17 protein-coding genes and 1 other RNA gene are annotated in these 16,797 nt (G+C 61.8%); 13 read left to right on the forward strand and 5 right to left on the reverse strand.

The window, feature by feature from the left end:
- Window positions 1–28: 28 nt before the first annotated feature.
- The gene (locus R9B85_RS09140; protein ID WP_313856583.1) at window positions 29–562 is read left to right on the forward strand and encodes an outer membrane protein assembly factor BamE; all 534 of its coding nucleotides are present in this window, start codon (window positions 29–31) and stop codon (window positions 560–562) included.
- Window positions 563–623: 61 nt separating this feature from the next.
- Here the strand turns inward: R9B85_RS09140 and R9B85_RS09145 are convergent, their stop codons facing one another.
- A complete protein-coding gene (locus tag R9B85_RS09145) occupies window positions 624–1,058 on the reverse strand; it encodes a type II toxin-antitoxin system RatA family toxin (RefSeq protein ID WP_112249991.1) in 435 nt (144 codons plus the stop codon).
- Between the two features lie 163 nt (window positions 1,059–1,221).
- Here R9B85_RS09145 and smpB point away from each other — a divergent pair, with 163 nt between their 5' ends.
- Entirely contained in the window at window positions 1,222–1,704 is a 483-nt protein-coding gene (gene smpB / locus R9B85_RS09150; RefSeq protein WP_112249989.1) for an SsrA-binding protein SmpB, read from the forward strand.
- Between the two features lie 135 nt (window positions 1,705–1,839).
- Here smpB and R9B85_RS09155 read toward each other — a convergent pair whose 3' ends face one another.
- The gene (locus R9B85_RS09155; protein WP_013974301.1) at window positions 1,840–2,607 is read right to left on the reverse strand and encodes an FCD domain-containing protein; all 768 of its coding nucleotides are present in this window, start codon (window positions 2,605–2,607) and stop codon (window positions 1,840–1,842) included.
- Window positions 2,608–2,861: 254 nt separating this feature from the next.
- On the opposite strand from R9B85_RS09155, the gene R9B85_RS09160 reads away from it, so the two are divergent.
- From R9B85_RS09160 to R9B85_RS09200, 9 genes are all read left to right on the forward strand, one after another.
- Window positions 2,862–4,532, forward strand: coding sequence for a lactate permease LctP family transporter (locus R9B85_RS09160; protein ID WP_015271872.1), 1,671 nt, complete (start codon window positions 2,862–2,864; stop codon window positions 4,530–4,532).
- Window positions 4,533–4,595: 63 nt separating this feature from the next.
- Entirely contained in the window at window positions 4,596–5,741 is a 1,146-nt protein-coding gene (gene lldD, locus R9B85_RS09165; protein WP_112249988.1) for an FMN-dependent L-lactate dehydrogenase LldD, read from the forward strand.
- 75 nt (window positions 5,742–5,816) lie between these two features.
- Window positions 5,817–8,627: an FAD-binding and (Fe-S)-binding domain-containing protein gene (locus tag R9B85_RS09170; protein ID WP_313856588.1), complete on the forward strand. Its 2,811-nt coding sequence runs from the start codon at window positions 5,817–5,819 to the stop codon at window positions 8,625–8,627.
- A gap of 214 nt (window positions 8,628–8,841) precedes the next feature.
- The gene (locus R9B85_RS09175; RefSeq protein ID WP_112249986.1) at window positions 8,842–9,138 is read left to right on the forward strand and encodes a hypothetical protein; all 297 of its coding nucleotides are present in this window, start codon (window positions 8,842–8,844) and stop codon (window positions 9,136–9,138) included.
- Window positions 9,139–9,237: 99 nt separating this feature from the next.
- Window positions 9,238–9,629, forward strand: a transfer-messenger RNA (tmRNA) gene (gene ssrA / locus R9B85_RS09180).
- Window positions 9,630–9,992: 363 nt separating this feature from the next.
- Complete coding sequence (locus R9B85_RS09185) at window positions 9,993–10,235, forward strand: hypothetical protein (protein WP_112253575.1); 243 nt, start codon at window positions 9,993–9,995, stop codon at window positions 10,233–10,235.
- A gap of 23 nt (window positions 10,236–10,258) precedes the next feature.
- Window positions 10,259–10,522 carry a DUF3077 domain-containing protein gene (locus R9B85_RS09190; RefSeq protein ID WP_112253576.1) on the forward strand — a complete coding sequence of 88 codons (264 nt, stop codon included), beginning with the start codon at window positions 10,259–10,261 and terminating at the stop codon, window positions 10,520–10,522.
- Between the two features lie 583 nt (window positions 10,523–11,105).
- Window positions 11,106–11,384 carry a DUF2790 domain-containing protein gene (locus tag R9B85_RS09195; RefSeq protein ID WP_112253577.1) on the forward strand — a complete coding sequence of 93 codons (279 nt, stop codon included), beginning with the start codon at window positions 11,106–11,108 and terminating at the stop codon, window positions 11,382–11,384.
- A gap of 261 nt (window positions 11,385–11,645) precedes the next feature.
- Window positions 11,646–11,852 carry a co-regulatory protein PtrA N-terminal domain-containing protein gene (locus R9B85_RS09200; RefSeq protein WP_112253578.1) on the forward strand — a complete coding sequence of 69 codons (207 nt, stop codon included), beginning with the start codon at window positions 11,646–11,648 and terminating at the stop codon, window positions 11,850–11,852.
- A gap of 136 nt (window positions 11,853–11,988) precedes the next feature.
- Here the strand turns inward: R9B85_RS09200 and R9B85_RS09205 are convergent, their stop codons facing one another.
- Both R9B85_RS09205 and R9B85_RS09210 read right to left on the reverse strand, forming a co-directional pair.
- Window positions 11,989–12,549 carry a hypothetical protein gene (locus tag R9B85_RS09205; protein ID WP_112253579.1) on the reverse strand — a complete coding sequence of 187 codons (561 nt, stop codon included), beginning with the start codon at window positions 12,547–12,549 and terminating at the stop codon, window positions 11,989–11,991.
- Between the two features lie 194 nt (window positions 12,550–12,743).
- On the reverse strand, window positions 12,744–13,016 hold the full coding sequence (locus R9B85_RS09210) for a hypothetical protein (protein ID WP_423770983.1): 273 nt from the start codon (window positions 13,014–13,016) through the stop codon (window positions 12,744–12,746).
- Between the two features lie 119 nt (window positions 13,017–13,135).
- Between R9B85_RS09210 and R9B85_RS09215 the strand changes: the two genes are divergently transcribed.
- Entirely contained in the window at window positions 13,136–14,011 is an 876-nt protein-coding gene (locus tag R9B85_RS09215; RefSeq protein WP_112253581.1) for a WYL domain-containing protein, read from the forward strand.
- 67 nt (window positions 14,012–14,078) lie between these two features.
- On the opposite strand, the gene R9B85_RS09220 is transcribed toward R9B85_RS09215, so the two are convergent.
- A complete protein-coding gene (locus R9B85_RS09220; RefSeq protein ID WP_423770984.1) occupies window positions 14,079–15,617 on the reverse strand; it encodes an MFS transporter in 1,539 nt (512 codons plus the stop codon).
- A 305-nt stretch (window positions 15,618–15,922) separates the two neighbouring features.
- On the opposite strand from R9B85_RS09220, the gene R9B85_RS09225 reads away from it, so the two are divergent.
- Window positions 15,923–16,792 carry a LysR family transcriptional regulator gene (locus R9B85_RS09225; protein WP_207877249.1) on the forward strand — a complete coding sequence of 290 codons (870 nt, stop codon included), beginning with the start codon at window positions 15,923–15,925 and terminating at the stop codon, window positions 16,790–16,792.
- Window positions 16,793–16,797: the final 5 nt, after the last annotated feature.

Here is a 16,797-nt window from a genome sequence, read left to right on the forward strand (position 1 = left end):
CAGCCAAGATAGTGGAAGTCGCCCACCGATGCAAAACACCAAGCTCTTGCTAAACAGCCTCGCCCTCGCGGGACTGCTCGCACTCGCCGGTTGCTCGTTTCCCGGGGTTTACAAAATCGACATCCAGCAGGGCAATGTCGTTACGCAAGACATGATAGACCAATTGCGCCCCGGAATGACCCGCCGGCAAGTAAGGTTTATCATGGGCAACCCGCTGATCCAGGACACCTTCAACACCAACCGTTGGGATTACCTGTACAGCCTGCAGCCAGGCGGCGGTAAACGCCAGCAAGAACGCATGAGCGTGTTCTTCAACGAAAGCGATCAGTTGGTCAGCCTGTCTGGCGACTTCATGCCAGGCGTCAGCCGCGACCAGGAAATCCTCGGTGGCAGCAGCGACACCACGGTCAGCCCGGCCAACCAGCCAGAGCAGCCAACCGCTCAGCCTGAAGAAAAACCGGCCAAGCCAGGCTCGGTGGAAGAATCCATCCAGCGCGAGATCGACACCATCGAGACCACCCCGGTCCCGACTCCGGCTCCGCTGGAAACCTCGCCTCAATAAGCGGCGAGCAGATACAAAAAAGCCCGGACCTGGTCCGGGCTTTTTGTTGCCGCTTTTTCAGTCAGGTATTCAGCTGCTTGGCGCGCTGGCAGAACGCATCCACCAGCGTGTTCGCCGCCTGGTTGAACAGCGGGCCCAGGGTGGCGCGCACCAGCGGGCCGGCGTAGTCGAACGACAGGTCCAGGCTGATCTTGCAGGCCTTGTCACCCAACGGTTTGAACACCCACAAACCATGCAGCTGGGTGAACGGCCCCTCTTCCAGGTTCATCTCGATGGACTGCCCCGGCACCAGCACGTTGCGCGTGACGAAGTGCTGGCTCATGCCACCCTTGGCCACTTCGAGCTTGGCGCGCATGTGCGTGTCGCTGGCTTCCAGCACCGTGGAATCGGAGCACCAAGGCAGAAATTCCGGGTAGCTGGCGACATCATTGACCAGGTCATACAGCGCCTGGGCGGGGTATGGCAGCAGGGCGGAGCGTTGAATATGGGTAGTCATCCAGGCGTCACTTCCAGGGCTGGGTGGCGTCGCTTCGCAGCGCGCCGAAAACATTTTCTGTAGCTATGACAGCGTCGGTATTGTCCGGTATTCATTGCAGTGGCTCAAGCACACCGAAATCCCATAGCGGACGACGCGCCGACTTGCCTATAATGCCGCCCCTATGGCTAAGCAAAAAAAACATCCGACCGGGACCATCGCGCAGAACAAGAAAGCGCGACACGATTACTTCATCGAACACAAGTTCGAGGCCGGGCTGGTCCTGTCCGGCTGGGAAGTAAAAAGCCTGCGGGCCGGCAAGGCTCACCTGACTGACAGCTACGTGCTGCTGAAGGACGGTGAGGCCTGGCTGTTCGGCAGCCACATCACCCCGCTGACCACGGCCAGCACCCATGTCATCGCCGACCCCATCCGCACCCGCAAGCTGCTGCTGAACAAGCGCGAGCTCGAGCGCCTGGAAGCGGCCGTGGCGCAAAAGGGTTACACCTGCGTGGCCCTGTCGCTGTACTGGAGCAAGCACCTGATCAAGTGCGAAATTGCACTGGGCAAGGGCAAGAAGGAATTCGACAAACGCGACACCGTGCGCGAGCGTGATTCCAACCGCGAGCTGCAACGGGCTGTGCGGAACAAGGGCAAGGAAGAGTAATAGCTCTTCTTTGGCCTGTTCCGGCCTCTTCGCGGGTAAACCCGCTCCCACAGGATTCACACTGAGTTCAGATTCGGTGCAATCTCTGTGGGAGCGGGTTTACCCGCGAAGAGGCCAGCACTGCCAGTAAAAATCTCAGCGCCCGCTACGCCGCTCCGCCCGCGCCACTCGCTGCGCTTCTTCGTGCGCCTCTTCCAGCACCTCCTGCACATACAGAATGTGCCGGCTGGAAACTTCCCGAGCATCCTCCGCCCGGCCCTCGACTATCGCCAGGTACAGCTCCCGGTGCTGGCTGATCAGCATGTCCCGGGTCTCGGTCCGTTGCTGGTACATGCCACCGATGTTGGTTACCACGTTGCGCTTGAGCAGGTCGAACAAGCCCCGAATAGTGTGCAGCAGCACGGCATTATGGCTGGCCTCGGCAATCGCCAGGTGAAAGCGCGCATCGGCCGCGCCCTCTTCCGCCCGGGTCACTTCGTCGGCCCTGGCATAGCAGTCCTGCAGCGCATCGAAGGCCGCCTTGAGCCGCGCGCGGTCCGGCTGGGTGGCGCGCTGGGCCGCGTAGTAGGCGCAGGACGCTTCCAGCGTATGGCGAAACTCGAGCAGGTCACGCTGCGCCTCGGCACTGTGCTCGAGCAGCTGCAGCAACGGGTCGCTGAAAGTGGACCCCAGAGACTCGGCAACAAAATTGCCCCCACCCTGGCGGCTGACCAGCAGCCCCTTGGCCACCAGCTTCTGGATCGCCTCACGCAGTGACGGGCGGGACACGCCGAACTGCTCGGCAAGGACGCGCTCGGCCGGCAACCGCTGCCCCGAGGTCAGCGTGCCTTCCAGAATCATCCCTTCCAACCGATCGACGATGTCGTCGGACAGGCGCCGTTGGCGGACCTGATCAAAAACCATCACATGCTCTCCACAAACCCCCGGCAATTTCAGGGGTGGCTATTCTCGCCGATCCAGGTCACGCAAACACCCACCAGGCGACGATTTTCCCAGCTCATCAGGCGCCCGCTCATCGGCACGCGACCAAAGTTTTGCACGGGACAAATTGACACACCCACGAAGACGCTTTTAACCTAGCGCCCAGTCATTGTAAATTGGTCTTACCAATTATCCAATGCCAGTGCCTGACCAACAACAATTAGGGGCCACCCCATATGCAAACCTGGCAACAAATCTATAGCCCGCTTGGTAGTCTTGGCCTGTCCGCACTGGCGGCGGTCATTCCCATCGTCTTCTTCTTCCTTGCCCTCGCCGTGTTCCGCCTCAAAGGCCACGTGGCCGGCAGCATCACCCTCGCATTGTCGATCCTGGTGGCAATCTTCGCCTTCCAGATGCCTGTCGACATGGCCTTCGCCGCCGCGGGTTATGGCTTCCTGTACGGCCTCTGGCCGATTGCCTGGATCATCGTTGCCGCGGTGTTCCTGTACAAACTCACGGTCAAGAGCGGCCAGTTCGAAGTGATCCGCAGCTCGGTACTGTCGATTACCGACGACCAGCGCCTGCAAGTGCTGCTGATCGGCTTCTGCTTCGGTGCCTTCCTGGAAGGTGCGGCGGGCTTCGGCGCACCGGTGGCAATCACTGCCGCGCTGCTGGTGGGCCTGGGCTTCAACCCGCTGTACGCCGCCGGCCTGTGCCTTATCGCCAACACCGCGCCGGTGGCCTTCGGCGCCTTGGGCATCCCGATCATCGTGGCCGGCCAGGTCACCGGCATCGACGCCTTCCACATCGGCGCCATGACCGGTCGCCAGCTGCCGCTGCTGTCGCTGTTCGTGCCGTTCTGGCTGGTGTTCATGATGGACGGCCTGCGTGGCGTGAAAGAAACCTGGCCTGCCGCCCTGGTCGCCGGCCTGAGCTTCGCGGTGACCCAGTACTTCACCTCGAACTTCATCGGCCCGGAACTGCCGGACATCACCTCGGCCCTGGCCAGCCTGATCGCCCTGACCCTGTTCCTGAAAGTCTGGCAGCCCAAGCGCTCGTTCGCCGAAGCCAAAGGCAGCGTCGGCGCCGCCGTGGTACAACCAAGCGGCAGCCAGCCAAGCCCCTACAGCTTTGGCGAAATCTTCAAAGCCTGGTCGCCGTTCCTGATCCTCACCGTGCTGGTCACCATCTGGACCCTGAAGCCGTTCAAGGCGGCCTTCGCCCCAGGCGGCGCGATGTACAACTTCGTGTTCAACTTCGCCATCCCGCACCTCGACCAACTGGTGATCAAGACCGCGCCGATCGTCGCCGCGCCAACCGCCATGCCAGCGGTGTTCAAGCTCGACCCGATCTCTGCCACCGGCACCGCGATCTTCCTCTCGGCGCTGATCTCCATGGCCGTGCTGAAGATCAACTTCAAAACTGGTCTGACCACTTTCAAGGAAACCTTCTGGGAACTGCGCTGGCCAATCCTGTCGATCGGCATGGTGCTGGCCTTTGCCTTCGTCACCAACTACTCGGGCATGTCCTCGACCATGGCCCTGGTGCTGGCCGGTACCGGTGCCGCGTTCCCGTTCTTCTCGCCGTTCCTCGGCTGGCTGGGTGTGTTCCTCACCGGTTCCGACACCTCGTCCAACGCCCTGTTCAGCTCGCTGCAGGCCACTACCGCGCACCAGATCGGGGTCAACGACACCCTGCTGGTAGCGGCCAACACCAGCGGCGGCGTGACCGGCAAGATGATCTCGCCGCAGTCGATCGCCGTGGCCTGCGCCGCCACCGGCCTTGTCGGCAAGGAATCCGACCTGTTCCGCTTCACCGTCAAGCACAGCCTGTTCTTCGCCACCATCGTCGGCCTGATCACCCTGATCCAGGCCTACTGGCTGACCGGCATGCTGGTTCATCACTAAAGTGAAAGGGGCCGGGCGCCATGGCGCGCCCGGCAATCCCCACAAGCAACGCTGCGAGAATCCATGATCATTTCTGCCTCTACCGACTATCGCGCCGCGGCCCAACGCAAGCTGCCTCCCTTCCTGTTCCACTATGCCGACGGCGGCGCCTACGCCGAGCACACCCTGCGCCACAACGTCTCGGACCTGGCCAGCATTGCCCTGCGTCAGCGCGTGCTGAAGAACATGTCCGAGCTCAGCCTTCAGACCAAGCTGTTCGACGAAACCCTGAGCATGCCGGTGGCCCTGGCCCCGGTCGGCCTCACCGGCATGTACGCCCGCCGTGGCGAAGTGCAGGCAGCGCGCGCGGCGGCTGCCCACGGCATTCCGTTCACCATGTCGACGGTGTCGGTGTGCCCGATCGAAGAAGTCGCCCCGGCCATCGACCGGCCGATGTGGTTCCAGCTGTACGTGCTCAAGGACCGCGGCTTCATGCGCAACGCCCTGGAGCGGGCCAAGGCCGCCGGGGTCAAGACCCTGGTGTTCACCGTCGACATGCCGACACCCGGCGCCCGCTACCGCGACGCCCACTCCGGCATGAGTGGCAAGAACGGCCCGCTGCGTCGCGTGCTGCAAGCCATGACCCACCCCGAGTGGGCGTGGGATGTCGGCGTGATGGGGCGCCCACACGACCTGGGCAACATTTCCACCTACCGTGGCAACCCCACCGGCCTTGCCGACTACATCGGCTGGCTGGCCAACAACTTCGACCCGTCCATTTCCTGGAAAGACCTGGAATGGATTCGCGACTTCTGGGACGGCCCGATGATCATCAAGGGCATCCTTGATGCCGATGACGCCCGCGATGCGGTCCGTTTCGGCGCCGACGGCATCGTCGTGTCCAACCACGGCGGCCGCCAGCTCGACGGCGTGCTGTCCAGCGCCCGCGCCCTGCCGGCGATTGCCGACGCGGTCAAAGGCGAGCTGAAGATCCTTGCCGACTCCGGCATCCGCAGCGGCCTCGATGTGGTGCGCATGATCGCCCTGGGCGCCGATACCGTACTGATCGGCCGCGCCTTCCTCTACGCCCTTGCCGTGCACGGCCAGGCCGGGGTGAAGAACCTGCTGGAGCTGTTCGAGAAGGAAATGCGCGTAGCGATGGTGCTGACCGGCGCCAAGTCGATCAGCGAAATCACCCGCGACTCGCTGGTACGCGAACTGGGCGCCTGAGCGCCCGCAAGAACGACCGCCTGATTGACCCGGGGCATGTGGCGCACAGACGCCACAGCCCCGCGAGGAGACTGCATGAGCCTGCCCGCCGCATTCCTGCGTGATGCCGAGCGCCTGATCCCCGCCGAACGCCGCTTCGACGACCCGACCTCCACCCTGGCCTTCGGCACCGACGCCAGTTTCTACCGGCTGATCCCCAAGCTGGTGGTACGCGTCGAGTCCGAGGACGAGGTGGTCGGCCTGATCAAACTGGCCCAGCGCGAGCGGGTGCCGGTCACCTTCCGCGCCGCCGGCACCAGCCTGTCCGGCCAGGCCATCAGCGACTCGGTACTGATCGTGCTGGGCGATAACTGGAACGGCCGCGAAATCCGCGGCCAAGGCGAGCAGATCCGCCTGCAGCCCGGCGTCATCGGCGCCCAGGCCAACGCCTGGCTGGCCCCCTTCGGGCGCAAGATCGGCCCCGATCCGGCGTCGATCAATGCTTGCAAGATCGGCGGCATCGTCGCCAACAACGCCAGCGGCATGTGCTGCGGCACCGCGCAGAACACCTACCATACCCTGGCCGGCCTGCGCCTGGTGCTGGCCGACGGCACGCGCCTGGACAGCGAAGACTCGGCCAGCGTTGCCGCCTTTGAACGCAGCCATGCCGACCTGCTGGCAGCATTGGCCCAGCTGGGCCGTGAAACACGCGCCAACACCGCCCTGGCCGAGCGCATCCGGCACAAATACCGGCTGAAGAATACTACCGGCCTGTCGCTGAATGCGCTGGTGGATTACGACCAACCCCTGGATATCCTTCAGCACCTGCTGGTCGGCTCCGAAGGCACCCTGGGCTTCATCAGCGCCGTCACTTACGACACCGTGCCCGACCACCCGCACAAGGCCAGCGCCCTGCTGGTGTTCCCCAGCGTGGAAAGCTGCTGCCGCGCGGTGACCGTGCTCAAGCGCCAGCCGGTTTCTGCGGTAGAACTGCTCGACCGCCGCAGCCTGCGCTCAGTGCAGGACATGCCCGGCATGCCGCTGTGGGTAAAAGGCCTGTCGGACAATGCCTGTGCCCTGCTGATCGAGTCCCGCGCCGCCAGCCAGAGCCTGCTGCATGAACAGCTGCCACAGGTGATGGCTTCGATCGCCGACTTCCCGCTGGAACAGCAGGTGGACTTCAGCGAAGACCCGGTCGTGTACAACCAGCTGTGGAAGATCCGCAAGGACACCTTCCCCGCCGTCGGTGCCGTACGCCAGACCGGCACCACTGTCATCATCGAAGACGTCACCTTCCCCGTCGAGCAACTGGCAGAAGGCGTCAACCGCCTGATCCAGCTGTTCGACAAGCACCGCTACGATGAAGCGATCATTTTCGGCCACGCCCTGGAAGGCAACCTGCATTTTGTCTTCACCCAGGGCTTCAACAGTGCCGAGGAAGTCGCCCGCTACCAGGCCTTCATGGACGATGTGGCGCAACTGGTGGCGGTGGAGTTCGGCGGCTCGCTCAAGGCCGAACACGGCACCGGGCGCAACATGGCACCGTTCGTGGAGCTGGAGTGGGGCCATGACGCCTACCAGCTGATGTGGAAGCTCAAGCGTCTGCTCGACCCCAACGGCATTCTCAACCCCGACGTGGTGCTGAGCGAGGATCCGGACATTCACCTGAAGAACCTCAAGCCGCTGCCCGCTGCCGACGAGATCGTCGACAAGTGCATCGAATGCGGCTTCTGCGAACCGGTTTGCCCGTCCAAAGGCCTGACCCTCAGCCCGCGCCAGCGCATCGTCATGTGGCGTGACATCCAGGCCAAGCAGCGCGCCGGCATCGATACCCGCCAACTGCGCCAGACCTACCAGTACCAAGGCATCGACACCTGCGCCGCGACCGGCCTGTGCGCCCAGCGCTGCCCGGTCGGCATCAATACCGGCGAACTGGTGAAAAAACTGCGCAGCCAGGCCGCCGGGCACGAAAAAACCGCCGACTGGCTGGCCGAACACTTCCACACCGCCCTGGGTGGCGCGCGCTTGACCCTGACCGCCGCCAACACCGCCCGCAAGCTGCTCGGCGCCCCACGCCTGGGCCGCCTGAGCGCCTCGCTGAACAAAGCCAGCAAAGGCCGCTTGCCGCAGTGGACCCCGGCGATGCCACAACCCTTGCGCCCACTGGACTTCGGCCCGGCCAGCAACGACGCCCGCCCTCGGGTGGTGTACCTGGCCGCCTGCGTCTCGCGGGTGATGGGCCCGGCCTATGCCGACCGCGAGCAGAGCTCGCTGCTGGACAAGACCCGCGCCCTGCTGGAAAAGGCCGGTTACCAAGTGGTGTTCCCCGACAACGCCGACAACCTGTGCTGCGGCCAGCCGTTCGCCTCCAAGGGCTACCCCGAGCAGGCCGAACACAAGCGCCAGGAACTGATCGCCGCTCTGTTGCACGCCAGCCGCGGCGGCCTCGACCCGATCTACTGCGACACCAGCCCCTGCACCCTGCGCCTGGTGCAGGATCTGGGCGAAAGCCGGCTGGACCTGTACGACCCGGTGCGCTTCATCCGCACCCACCTGGTCGAGCGCCTGGAGTTCACCCCCCAGGACGAGCCGGTGGCCGTGCATGTGACCTGCAGCACCCAGCACCTTGGCGAAAGCCAGGCGCTGATCGACCTGGCGCGGCGCTGCAGCAAGCAGGTGGTCATCCCGGAAGGCATCCATTGTTGCGGCTTCGCCGGCGACAAAGGCTTCACCACCCCCGAGCTGAACGCCCACTCGCTGCGTAGCCTGAAGGATGCGGTGCAGTATTGCAGCGAAGGCATCTCCACCAGCCGCACCTGCGAAATAGGCCTGAGCAGCCACAGCGGCATCGACTATCACGGCCTGGTCTACCTGGTCGACCGCGTCACCCGCCCCCGCAGCATCTGACCCTGTGGGAGCGGGCACGCCCGCTCCCACCGGTTCAGCGCATACCCCGAGCCAACCCAATTCCATGTGGGAGCGGGTTCACCCGCGAACACCGGCAAAGCCGGTGCCATCCCCACCATCATTCCACCCCTTCACCATCCCGATTGAACCCCCGCCAATCCCCCACAGTCCACCCTTACAGGCCCACCCTCCAGAGGCCCAGAAGGAGACTCCCATGAAAGGTACCGCGCTTTCGGCCCTGTTCGCGGCCGCGACCCTGCTGGCTTCCCCGGTGTTTGCCGCCGAAGACCTGTGCACCACAAACCTGCAAAAGATCGACGACAGCATGGCCACCGCCGGCGCCACCTCCGAAGGCCTGGACAAAGCCATCACCGAGCAAGTCGACAAAGCCAAGGCAGCCCAGGCATCGGGCGACACCAAGGAATGCATCGCCATCACCAGCAAAGTGCTGGAGCGCCTGGAAAAAACCGAAAAAGGCAGCGGCACCAGCGGTGGCGGTAGCGGCGCGTGAGCCCAAAAGCGGGCGACCGGGCCGGCAGTCGACGTCGCCCGCACAATGGCGTATACTCCGCATCACGTGCCGTAAGGTGCGTTAGCCAAGAGCTAGTGTGGGGCCGATTAGGATTCGACGCCGGTAGCGAAACTCTAGGTGCATGCCGAGTTGGTAACAGAACTCGTAAATCCACTGTTGCAACTTTCTATAGTTGCCAATGACGAAAACTACGAGGGCTACGCTCTCGCTGCGTAAGCAGCTGAGCCCGCTCTCCTGGTAGCTTCGGCTCCAGCAATCATCAGGGGATGCCTGTAAACCCGAAATGATTGTCATACAGAACAGGATCGTCGTGTAGCACGTTGGGGGCAAAGCGACTAAAACTTACCCAACTCGTCCAAAGCACCCTGCCCGTCGGGCGGCTGCGGATTAACTCAGTAGACACGGCTAAGCATGTAGTACCGACAGCGGAGTACTGGCGGACGGGGGTTCAAATCCCCCCGGCTCCACCAAATCCCAAAGAAGAAGACGCCCTCGGGCGTCTTTTTTTGTGTCTGAATTTTGGGGTGTGCAAGCTCAGAAAATCAGATTTTGCCCCTTTCGTGTAGGGCGTTGCCCAAAGATACTCCCAGCGCCTGTTTTCCGTTGCGGTCGTTTTTTCAGAGTTTTAGTCTCGTCGGGTCGTTGCTCATCAACGGCATGACTTTGACAGGTCGCGACGGTAAACAACAAACGGCTCGTCGTTATGGCGGCTGTACGTGCGGGCACGCTTGCGTGCGCCGGAACTTGTTGTTTCCGCCGGTCTGTCAACCCGCGTACAGCTGCCACCCTTCTGTTTGACAGCAGAGGGTGACGGCCCTGAAATGGAAGCAATCATGTTGAAGATAGTACCCGACCCACCCCACCATCTCCTTTCCCTCGAAGACACCATCATGCTGGCCTCGGACTACGCGCTCTGTGCCGAAGCCGTAGCCCAGCAGGCAATGCTGATGCAGCCGCGATCGCCGGCGTCATTGTTGATCATGGCGTCGATGCACGAGCTTGAAGCCCTGCGCAAACTTCTCGAGTCAGCGCTGGCACACATACACAAGCCAGCGGACCCGCAGGCCGTGCACTGATTCACCACCAGGGAGATCGATCAATGACCACCGAAGACACTAAATGCACCGTCGGTAAAACCATCTTCTACCAGGGTGAAAACCAGACTCACCCGCTGTTCCGCATCGAGCCCGGCATCCCCTGCCAGAACGCCCGCGAGCAAGCTTCGGAACTGATGGGCTATGCCCGGGACCTGACCATCGACGGCCTGATGGAAGACAAGCCGAAACTGATTTGGGCCGCACATTACCTTTGCGCCTTAGGTAAAGCACTGCTGGATGACGCCGAGCTGGGCATGATGCGTTAGCCACCGTACCGTGGGTTGCGCTGTCGCGCGGAGCACCGAGCTCACAAAGAGTTTGCTCATTACCCTGTGGGAGCGGGTTTACCCGCGAAGAATCCAACGCGCTGCATGGCACCGGCTACGCCGGTGTTCGCGGCCACGGCCGCTCCCACAGGTACCGTGAAAACTCGAAGCCAGCGCAAGTACCTGTGGGAGCGGGCAAGCCCGCGAAGAAGGCAACGCGGTGCATGACATCAGTTGCGCGGGTGTCCGCGGGTAAACCCGCTCCCACAGGCCCCCGCCAAATCACTGAGTTATGTGCAGCCCCATGAAAACCCGGCTTGCCGGATGCCAAACTCGGCATGATGCGCTAAAGGCCGCACTGCCCACTCCCGTGCTCGGCCAACCTCAAAAACGGACTTGGACCAACAGATACGGGGGTCAAAAGACGAATGGTCAAAATGTGTCAGGCACGGGGAATTGCTGGGAGTTTTTTGCCACTACAGGCGTTTCAACCAAGCGCATTCGTCTTGGCGAAGTGAACTTCACTTTTCCGGCGTGTCAGATTAGGTCCTTGTCGAGCGAACTTCAGTAGAGGTACAGCCTTATGAGCATGGCCACAATTGTAAGTGCGGTGATTTCCAGTCTCGCACCAAGTGTCTTTGACCATAGCAACCTGCAAGACTCCGGCGCGCATGTTTCTGCTGTCGAATACCATTACGGTATGAACATCGATGTGAAACGGGTATTGCAACGCACCGATACATCAGCCAAGACCGGCGTTGTGCCGGTGACCGTTGTGTATGAAGACAGCAAGGGCGAAATTCATAAAATCCGCTTCCTCGAATGGGGTGGAAGCCCCGCCGCCCCTGCTAGCGTGGCCTGATCCGAGCAAAGTTAAAGTTACAAGCCTCGCCATAAACGCAAGTCGAAATTCATGGGCACCCGGTGCAGATGATATTTCCGTTACCTGAAATGGACATGACCGAATGATCAACAGTCATTCGAGACAACCTCTATTGCCTTTTGCAGAGTACCAACACATATAAATAACCGAACTCCAGCCACCATCAACAACGGCAAACTCCAACCCAGCCGGGCTGAGTATCATGCTGAGCAGTTAAAAGTTTCAATTGAGGATACGCAAATGAAAAACATGAAAGTTCTCTTCGTTGCCGCCGCTCTTACCGCTTCTTCTTTGGCGATGGCCTCCGGCGGTGGTGATCGGACCTTCGCACGCATGGAGTCAGCCCGAAAGGCCTCGATGCAGGCCTTCCAACTGGCAGAGAAACAGAAAGCACAAGCCGCTGTAGCTGCAAGCAAAACCAAGCCGGTCAATGACGCCAAAGGCTGATCGGTATGGAACGTCCTCCACCTGGTCGGATCGCAGGCGCTTCCGGCCAACAGGTGCAGGTCAGAGTAGAAACGCCGACTGGTCCCTGCACTGCGGGAAGTTTCATGCTATTGACGCTTGAGTTGCGTCACAGCCTCTATGAAGCCGTAGTTTCCATGCTAGCTGCCGTGCAGGCGACCACAAGCGCCACGATACAAGCCAGCAAAGCGAATGCCGTGAACACCGCCATCACATGCATGCATGGCATGACATGGTTCCAGGCTCGGGCCACCCCTAAAAAAGCCGCGAACAGCCAACCACTCATAGAGAAAGCCCCCAATAGTGCAAGGCGACCGCGGTCGGAACCTGGTAACAATACGAAAGGGGCTTTCTGCAACAACGGGAAGCCGATGCGATGTAACAGACCACCGTTCAACGTCAGCAGCGCGACAACCGCAACCTTGGCCCAGAGTTTCTGGTTGAGCAAATACGCCGCGCCTTCGAGAAGATACCCCTGAAGTATCAACAGCAGACCACTGCCCCAAAGAGCCAGTAACGCGAGGGTGGCAATTTTCCTGGTTTCTTCCAGGTACTCATGCTTTGCCTGATCCAACGCTTCCTTGCGCCAACTCCAAAGCTTGTGATCGGCAAGCAAGACCCTACCGAGGGCAATACAGGTGGCGAGCAGATGGACATACACGAGGAGCATTTTCAGCATTCTTTTTTGACCTTCTTTTTATATGGACAGTGCTCTCCTTGCGTCCTGGAGTACAAATCTTAATGATACTGATTGGCACCTGCAACATAAAGTTGCAAAAACACTTGGACAGCATCTTGACGGATCGGTCTACTTTTTATAGGCATCTCAGCTACCCAGGTCAGTAGCGCAACCTTTGATCCGTTCCAGTGTGTTCATGCCTCCCCTTTCCACACTTCCGCAGAGACCCGGTTCTGCAAAAGCACCAGCTTGTTTTGCAGCTGCGCGATGTGCGCTTTGTCGGCACGCTGTGCCGAGCGTAGCTCCCGATTTTCCATCTCCCATATCCGCGCCCAACGCGCGTCCTGGCGGCAGGCGGGAACCAGGTGCCAGATTTCTCGCAACCTCAGGTACTGCACCAGGAGCACCACCAGGATTACCCCGATCAACACCAACGCCCCTGTCGAAACCGCTTCAGACATAGTCATCTCCACTTCCTTTCGTGACTTCGATTAATTCCAAAGACAGAATCACGATATGTAGTGTTTGACGACAGGTCTAGAATGTAGACTTATACAGGTAAAGTAATCGCGCACATGGAGAGGGCATGAAACGCAAGCAATCCATCGAACAGGTACGCTGGGACCTGGCACTTCGCTATCGTTTGATCGAGACCGTTGCCTGGTGGGAAGGCCGGCTGACCACCGGCCACCTGATGCAGAGCTTTGGCATCAGCCGCCAGCAGGCGTCGAAGGACATCAATACCTACATCAGCGAACATGCGCCCAAAAACTTGACATATGACAAGCAGCTCAAGGGCTATGTACCAAGCAAGCACTTCAAACCGCTGTTCATCGATGACAGCGCCAGCGCCTACCTGCACCTGCTTTACCAGAACAATGAGCGAGCTCCGCACATCGATGGGCTGGCACTGGCCTATGCGCATACCCGGGTGCTGGAGGTGCCAGACCGGCCTATACGCCCGGAGGTGCTGCGCCCCTTGCTCAAGGCCTGCCGTGAAGGCCTGCGCCTGGAAACCGAATACGTGTCCTTCAACACCCCTAACGTCGAGGTACGCCTTATCGCTCCGCACACGCTGGTCTACACCGGCATGCGCTGGCACGTGCGGGCTTACTGCGAAAAGAACGGCCAGTATCGCGATTTCGTGCTCAGCCGCCTGCGCGGGCAGCCAGACCTGCTCGACCAATCGCCGAACACGCGCGAGCAGGATGAAGACTGGAATGTCGAGGTGCCCGTGATCTTCGAACCTGACGGGCGATTGAACGCGGCGCAGAAGGCAATCATCGAAACCGACTTCGGCATGACGCAGGGGCAATTGGTGGTGCCCAGCCGCAGGGCACTGGTGAAGTACGTGTTGCAGCGTTACCAGATCGACCACCGCAACCTTGCAGTACTGCCCGAGGCGCAGCAGCTGGTGGTGAGCAACCTCAAGGAACTGAAGCCATGGCTGTTGAATGACTGATTGTCGAATGCCGCGACCAGGGGCTTGATGCCCCCAGTCACTGTATCGTAGTGCTCCTGCGTTCGCTTCATGATTGCCCTTCAGCGAGCAGCGCCTCCGGCATGGCTGGCAGCGGTCGGCTCAGCAACACGCCAACCAGCATCGCGAACAGCAGCGCCGCCACACCAGCGACCTGCAACACGGCTTCGAAGCCCCCGATGAACGCTTGGCGGGCCAAGGGTGCCACCGCTTCCCGCAACCCGGGCTCAAATAACGCCAATGCCGCCTGCAAATCACCAGCGGCAACCCGCGCAGCCATTGCCGCAACCTGGCCCGATTGCCCAGGCGCCACGGCAGCCACGGAGTCATGCAGCAACTGCTCACTACGTGCAGCCAGCACACCACCCAGCCCAGCGATGGCCAGCACGATCGCCCCGAACCGCGTGGTTGTACTCAACCCCGAAGCCATGCCGGTACGCTCACGCGGTACGCAAGCCATGATGTTCTTCTGCGTATCGCCATTCAGCAGCCCGGCGCCAGCACCCAGCACCAGGCTGGCCAGGGCGAACGCACCGTAACCGCCCCGCTGCGTGGCCCAGGCACATAGCAGGTTACCCACCCCGACCAATACCAGGCCAAGTGCGAACACCTGCGCCGGGCTCAAGTGCGCAGCCAGGCGCATGCCCAGGCGTGGCGTCAGCAGCATGGCCACGGCAAACGGCAGCATGCCAGCTCCTGCGGCCAAGGCCGGCAATTGCAGGCCGTTCTGCAGATACAGCGGCAGCAGGGTCATCATCACCTGGGCGCAGGCTGCGTAGGCGAACATGCCCAGCAAGGCGCCGACGAAACGCCCGCTACGCATCAGCCGCAGGTCGATCATCGGTCGTTCCTGGCTGCGCTCGACCATGACGAACAGGCCGAACAGGAAGGCGCTGATCACCAGCCGCCCCAAGGTTTGCGCACTGCCCCAGCCTACCTGGTTGGCATCGATCATCGCCCAGATCAGGTAACCCAGGCTGCCGGCGAAAGTCAGGCTGCCCCATGGGTCGAGCCGGGCCGCAGCGCTGTCACGGGACTCTTCGACACTGTGCAGCACCATCACTGCGAGCACTGCCACCAGCGGCAGGTTGATGTAGAAGATCCAGCGCCAGCCAAGGGTGCTGGCTATCAGCCCGCCCAGCAACGGCGCAAAGGTAATGGTGGCGCCCATGCAGGCGCCCCAGAAGGCCCAGGCGCGCATGCGTTCCTGGGGCTGGTGAAAGCGGTTGCCGATCGCGGCCAGGGCCGAGGTCAGCAGCAACGCCGCACCAACGCCCTTGGCGGCCCTGGCCAAGTCGAGGAACAGCAGGCTTGGCGCCGCGCCACAGGCCAGCGAGGCGACGCCGAACAGGGCCAGGCCGAGCAGCAGCATGCGCCGCCGGCCGAAGCGGTCGGCCAGGCTGCCGGCAGGCAGCAGGCAGGCGGCGAAGGCCAGCAGGTAGGCGCTGACCACCCATTCGATATCGGCGAACGAGCCGGACAGGTCGCGGGCGATGCTGGGCAGGCTGACCGCGACGATGTTGGTGTCGAGGATGATCAGGGCGCAGACCAGGGAAGCGGTGAGCAGGGTGAAACGCGCAGAGGGCATGGTGAGGCTCCGGAAGCTGAGCTGGTTGGCTTGGAGAGTGCCGTTTAGCTGCAATATCGCCGGGGCTGCTTTGCAGCCCATCGCAGGCATGCCAGCTCCCACAAGTACGGCATCGCTTTCGAAGGTTGTGCTGCACCTGTGGGGGCTGGCTTGCCTGCGATGGGCCGCGAAGTGGTCCCCTGCAATCCCCAGGCAGCCTTTGCCGCCAAGCCACCAGCCTTGTAGTGTTGGCTTCAACATAACGCCGCCGACCCCGAGCTTTGTTAGCCCCGGCGACCCGCGTCATTACCCTGCAGGTAACACCCATGGAAATCCGCCATTTCCGCTACTTCCTCTGCGTCGCCCGCCACGGTCACTTCACCCGCGCCGCCGAGCAACTGGGCATTGCCCCACCCACCCTCAGCCGGCAGATCCAGGATATGGAGCGCGAACTGGGCGTACGCCTGTTCGAGCGCAACCAGCGCGAGGTCAACCTCACCGCCGCCGGCCAGGCCCTGTTTATCGAGGCCGAACATGCCGTGCGCCAGTTCGATGCTGCACAACTGGGCGCGCAACGGGCCGCCCGTGGCGAAAGCGGGCGTATCGAACTCGGCTATGTGGCCTCGGCCGCGTACTCGGGCATGCTCCAGCAGCAGGTCAGCCGCTACAGCGAAACCTGCCCCGGCGTGCGCCTGAACATTCGCGAACTGCCGATGGCCGAACTGCCCGGCATGGTCCGCGATGGCCTGCTCGACCTTGCCTATGTGCGCTCGCCGATGGATCTGCCGGAAGAACTCGAAACCATCGCCTTGCACCAGGAAGGTTTCGTCCTCGCCCTGCCCGCCAGCTCGCGGATCAATGAAGTGCCACAGATACCGGCCTCGCGCCTGGCCAATGAAACCTTCATCCTGCCCGAACAGATCTCCGGCACGCTGGAGGTGGCCGCACAAGGTGGTTTCGTCCCGAGGCTCGGCCCCCAGCCAGGTAGCCTGGTGGCGGTGATCACCCTGGTGTCACTCGGCCAAGGCATCGCAGTGGTACCAGAGTCGGTGGTGCAACGCATCAGCCTGCCGCAGGTGAACTACCGGCGGATTATAGACTGCCAGGCCAGCTCGTGGCTTAGCCTGATCCACCGGCGCTTCGAGAAAGCGCCGGCAGTAATGCGTTATGTGGAAAGCGTGAAGTGCGGCATTTGATGGGT

The sequence above is a fragment of the Pseudomonas sp. NLJ1 genome (assembly GCF_049486705.1).
GTDB lineage: Bacteria > Pseudomonadota > Gammaproteobacteria > Pseudomonadales > Pseudomonadaceae > Aquipseudomonas > Aquipseudomonas inefficax.